This is a genomic window from Streptomyces sp. NPDC059564 (assembly GCF_042735575.1).
GTDB lineage: Bacteria > Actinomycetota > Actinomycetes > Streptomycetales > Streptomycetaceae > Streptomyces.
In genome coordinates, this window is sequence record NZ_JBHWBP010000508.1 from 1 (window position 1) to 4,115 (window position 4,115).

The window sequence follows — 4,115 nt, forward strand, 5'->3', positions numbered from 1 at the left end:
CTCCAAGCTCCCCCCACAGTTCCCCCCTCTACGTCCCCCCACGGTTCCCCCCATGTGGTCCAAGCCAACCCACCCTCGCCCGAGGCCAAGGTCCGACCGTGGTGCCAGGTCTTGAGCCTCGGGGGGCAGGTAGGAGGCTTCCCGTCCGGCGGCGACGACACCGTCGCGCACACCCAGGCTGTCGCCCTCCCGCGCCCGGATTCTCCGCTAGCCTGCTGCCGGTCGCCTACTGGGCCGTCAAGGCCGGGAAGAGTTGCAGCGTGACGACTGTCCTTATCGCCGGAGGAGCCGGCTACATCGGAAGCACCGTCGCTTCGGCCTGCCTGGACGCCGGAATCACCCCCGTGATCCTCGACAGCCTCGTCCGGGGCCGCCGGGAGTTCACCGATGGGCGGATCTTCTACGAGGGAGACATCGCCGACGGCGGACTGGTCGACAGGATCTTCTCGGAGCATCCGGAGATTTCCGCGGTGGTGCACTGCGCCGCTCTTATCGTGGTGCCTGAGTCCGTCGCGGACCCGATCGGCTACTACGAGGCGAACGTCAGCAAGACCTTGTCCTTCGTCAGCCACCTGCACCGCAACGGCTGCGACCGCATCGTCTTCAGCTCCTCGGCCTCCGTCTACCAGGCCGAGGACGGCTCGCCCGTCAACGAGGACTCGCCGCTGGCGCCACAGAGCCCCTACGCACGGACGAAGGCCGTGTGCGAGGAGATGTTCGCCGACATCGCCGTGGCGGGGCCGCGCGTGCTGTCGCTTCGATACTTCAACCCGGTGGGGGCCGACCCCAAGCTGCGCACCGGCCTTCAGCTCAAGCGGCCCAGCCACGCCCTGGGCGTGCTCATCCAGGCGCACCAGGAAGGCCGGCCGTTCCCGATCACCGGCACGACCTACCCGACGCGTGACGGCACGGGCATCCGGGACTACGTACACGTCTGGGACCTCGCCGCGGCCCACATCGCGGCGATCAAGCACTTCGACTCGATCCTCACGGATTCGAAGCGCTCGACCGCCATCAATCTGGGCACGGGCAACGGCACCACCGTCAGGGAACTGTACGAGGCCTTCAACGCCGTGGTGAGCACGCCCCTGGCCACGGTCGACGCCGATCCGCGCCCGGGTGATGTCGCCGGCGGCTACACCAAGAGCGACCGGGCGGCCGAACTGCTGGGATGGACACCGAAGCTGTCGCTGGAGGAAGGCATTCGGTCCGCCCTGGAGTGGATTCCGGTCCGCGACAAGCTGCTGAAGGACTACTGAGGTTTTCAGGGTGGGGTCGGTGGGTTGATAGCCAGACCTGTGGCGGTGAGGCAGCCGTCGATCAGGTGGGACCGGAGCTGGATTCTGCGTAACTCGCGGCGGAGTGTGCGGTCGAGGTCGTCGGGTGTGGCGAAAGCGGTGTTGGCCATTGCTCTGCGCACGAGTGACCAGACGGCCTCGACGGGGTTCAAGTCGGGCGCATAGGGCGGGAGGCGAACGGTGGTAAGCCAGTCGTGCTCGGCCTCGTACCGTTTCAGCCCTGCTGCCAGATGGGTGTTGAGATTGTCCCAGACCACCACGATCGGGCCGTCGAGCTGGATGTGTGCCCTCACCAGCAGGTCGCGGTAGTCCATCCAGGAGAAGCTCTTGCGTGCGCCCTTGAGCAGGAGATGGGTGCGGGGGCGGTGAATGAGACGGCTCTTCTCACCGGATTTGTAGCAGCACAACGCGGCGACCGAGGTCCGGCGGCGGGACCTGCCACGGACGCGGATGACGGGGGTCTGCCCGCGCCGGCCCCAGGTGCGGGCACGGGGCGGAGTCATCGAGAAGCCGGCCTCGTCCTCGAAGACGATCCAGGCTCCACATGCCGCCGCGAGCCTTTTACCCGCGGCCACACCTCCTTCTTCCACAGCTCCACCGCGTGCTCGTCACGCTCGAGGGCTCTGCGGGCGGGCGCCTGCCAGGACCAGCCGTGCCGTTTCAGCAACCGCCACACCGTCGCCACCGACAGACTCACCCGCAGATGCCGGCGGATCAGCGTCTGGACCCGGACCAGGGTCCATCGCTGATTGTCGAAGCCGTGCGCCGACGGGCCCTTGCCGAGTTCCTCCTCGAGCACAGCGAACTGGGCATCGGTGACGGTCGGGGAGTTCGCCGGACCCGAAGAGCGCAAGGCCTCCATGCCGCCCTCGCGCCATGCACGGCGCCAGCGTTCCACCGACCAGACACTCACCCGCAGATCCTTCGCGATCACCGCGGTCTTCTCGCCCGCCGCGAACCTTTCGCCGGCCTGAAGCCGGATCCCCTCACGAAACACCCGACGCTCAGCGGTCAGGCCCCCGCCCTCTGGATACCTCACCTCACCGGCATACCGCAGGGATCATCAACCGTCACTACCCGACGACAACCCGAAAACCTCAGTAGAACCGGTCACCCGCGATGTTTGCCAACGATGGCTACACGTCCTGCAGACAATCGATGGCCTCCGATGCTGAAGCGGCCGGAAGTTAGAGGACAAGCTCAACGAACGGCAGCCCTGGGATGTGCGGGGCACATGGGTTGTCACCGCTCCTGGGAGCGCCTGCGCGCCTTCCGGAGGATCTGCTCGCCAAGCCGCCGTCGATCCGAGTCCATTCGGAAACGAATGGGCCTTGACCCCGGATTTTGAACACGTCTATGCGGCTTGGGCCAGGGTAGTTGTTGCTGGTTGGAAGGCGTTTTCGTAGGCGATCGGGGACCGCTGGCCGAGGCGGGAGTGCCTGCGTCGGGTGTTGTATCGGGTCAGCCAGCGGAAGGCGTCGAGCCTGGCCGCCCGCTCGTCGAGTGTGCGGGCCGTGCCGAGCGGTCAAGGGCGCCTTCGGCGGCGCTTCGCGCTGGGCTGCGCCCACCCTGGACAACTCGCCCCGCCCCTGGACCTGGCTGGCTAACGGGCGGCCCCTCCGCTGTGGCGCCCGACCGCAGGTCAGCGGTCAGAGGGTGGGGAACTTGGGTGAGCGGGTCTGTCCCACCCCCCGAGCGTGGGGTGGGGAGTTTTCTCGAGCCCCATCACCAACGCCGACGAAGCCGCCCTCCACCTCGCCTCTGTCCTCATCTGGATCCGAGGGGCTTGAACGCTGGCCTGAGGCGGCTGCGACTCCCAGGTCTACATACCTCGCGGTGGACCGTAGACGACACGCGTCTGCTGTCCCGGTTCCGTGGGGAGGTATTCCAGATGCACGGGACCGGGATAGAAGGCCGCGCTGTTCCAGCCACAGATCTCTTCCCCGATCAGGTAGCGGTATAGCCATTCAGGGAAGGACAGGGCGTAGCCGGTCCACTCGACTTCCCTGTTCAGGACGACGATCCCGTCGGGGACGCCGTGGACCTGTGGCGCCAAGAAGATGATGTGGCCTTGATCGGTGCCGGCGAGGGGAATGAGGCCCTGGGCTGTGCCGAAGGTGATGCTCGGAAGGCCGCAGATGGCTCGGGGGTCGAAAGGGGGGTTCACGCCCTCCCTCACAACCTCCTCCTGTGACCAAAGCTGGGAGATACGCCGCATCCACGTCCCGAGGTCTCGCCAACCATCCGTCGGACGGTCCAGGTAGAGGTGATGGTTGATCTGACAGGCGCCGTACGCATCAGCGATCGCCTTGTAGTCCGCAGGCAGCGGCCGCCCCACTTCACCTTCCAGTCGCAGCCAGGCAGTGGGGTCGGTGCAGCGGCCATGCGGCGGGCCGATCATGTCGATGACAGCCCGCAGGTAGTCGGTCATGGCGCCTCGTATAGGACAGGGTGCAGGACGCCTCATGATCGACCACTTCTTCGGTGGTCCGGCTTCCGGGGTCTGCCAAGACACGTCTCGTTGATCAGCGTCGGGTCCGGTGGTGACCAAGGAGACAGACCCTAAAGGGTGTTGCAGAAGGCTCAGTTCTGGGCATTTTGCCTGTATGGGTGGGGTGTTGCGGGCTGAGCCGGTGTGGGTGGAGACGTTCACGGGCTTGCGGATCGAGCGGTTCGCGAAGCTGGTGAAAGTGGTGCGGGAGCGGGGCGGAAACGGGCCCGGGGGCGGCCGCCCGTGGTGCCTGCCGTTGGCGGACCGGGTGCTGTTGGTGGCCGTGTACTACCGCACCAACCTCACGATGCGCCAGCTCGCCCCAC

Annotated in this window: 5 protein-coding genes and 1 pseudogene; 2 read left to right on the top strand and 4 right to left on the bottom strand. The window is 66.8% G+C overall.

From position 1 onward, the window contains the following. Positions 1–260 precede the first annotated feature (260 nt). Entirely contained in the window at positions 261–1,259 is a 999-nt protein-coding gene (galE, locus tag ACFV0Q_RS39145) for a UDP-glucose 4-epimerase GalE (protein ID WP_385012554.1), read from the top strand. Positions 1,260–1,264: 5 nt separating this feature from the next. Here galE and ACFV0Q_RS39150 read toward each other — a convergent pair whose 3' ends face one another. The 4 genes and pseudogenes from ACFV0Q_RS39150 to ACFV0Q_RS39165 all read right to left on the bottom strand — a co-directional run bounded on the left by ACFV0Q_RS39150 (position 1,265) and on the right by ACFV0Q_RS39165 (position 3,729). Continuing rightward, positions 1,265–1,801, bottom strand: a complete 537-nt coding sequence (locus ACFV0Q_RS39150; protein ID WP_385012561.1) for a transposase — start codon at positions 1,799–1,801, stop codon at positions 1,265–1,267. Then, positions 1,798–2,337 (bottom strand): winged helix-turn-helix domain-containing protein, encoded by a 540-nt coding sequence (locus ACFV0Q_RS39155; RefSeq protein ID WP_385012556.1) that lies wholly within the window; start codon positions 2,335–2,337, stop codon positions 1,798–1,800. Before ACFV0Q_RS39155 ends, ACFV0Q_RS39150 begins: the two co-directional genes overlap by 4 nt. 315 nt (positions 2,338–2,652) lie before the next feature. After that, a pseudogene (locus ACFV0Q_RS39160) lies at positions 2,653–2,787 on the bottom strand (IS3 family transposase); the annotation flags it as partial. Between the two features lie 333 nt (positions 2,788–3,120). Next, positions 3,121–3,729 carry an SMI1/KNR4 family protein gene (locus ACFV0Q_RS39165; RefSeq protein WP_385012557.1) on the bottom strand — a complete coding sequence of 203 codons (609 nt, stop codon included), beginning with the start codon at positions 3,727–3,729 and terminating at the stop codon, positions 3,121–3,123. Between the two features lie 175 nt (positions 3,730–3,904). Here ACFV0Q_RS39165 and ACFV0Q_RS39170 point away from each other — a divergent pair. Further along, the coding region (locus ACFV0Q_RS39170) for a transposase family protein (RefSeq protein ID WP_385012559.1) at positions 3,905–4,115 on the top strand (211 nt) is incomplete at its 3' end.

What these genes read in the sequence shown, in the direction of transcription:
- ACFV0Q_RS39150 (WP_385012561.1), bottom strand. Translation starts at nt 1,801, where the DNA reads ATGACTCCGCCCCGTGCCCGCACCTGGGGCCGGCGCGGGCAGACCCCC.
- ACFV0Q_RS39165 (WP_385012557.1), bottom strand. Translation starts at nt 3,729, where the DNA reads ATGACCGACTACCTGCGGGCTGTCATCGACATGATCGGCCCGCCGCAT.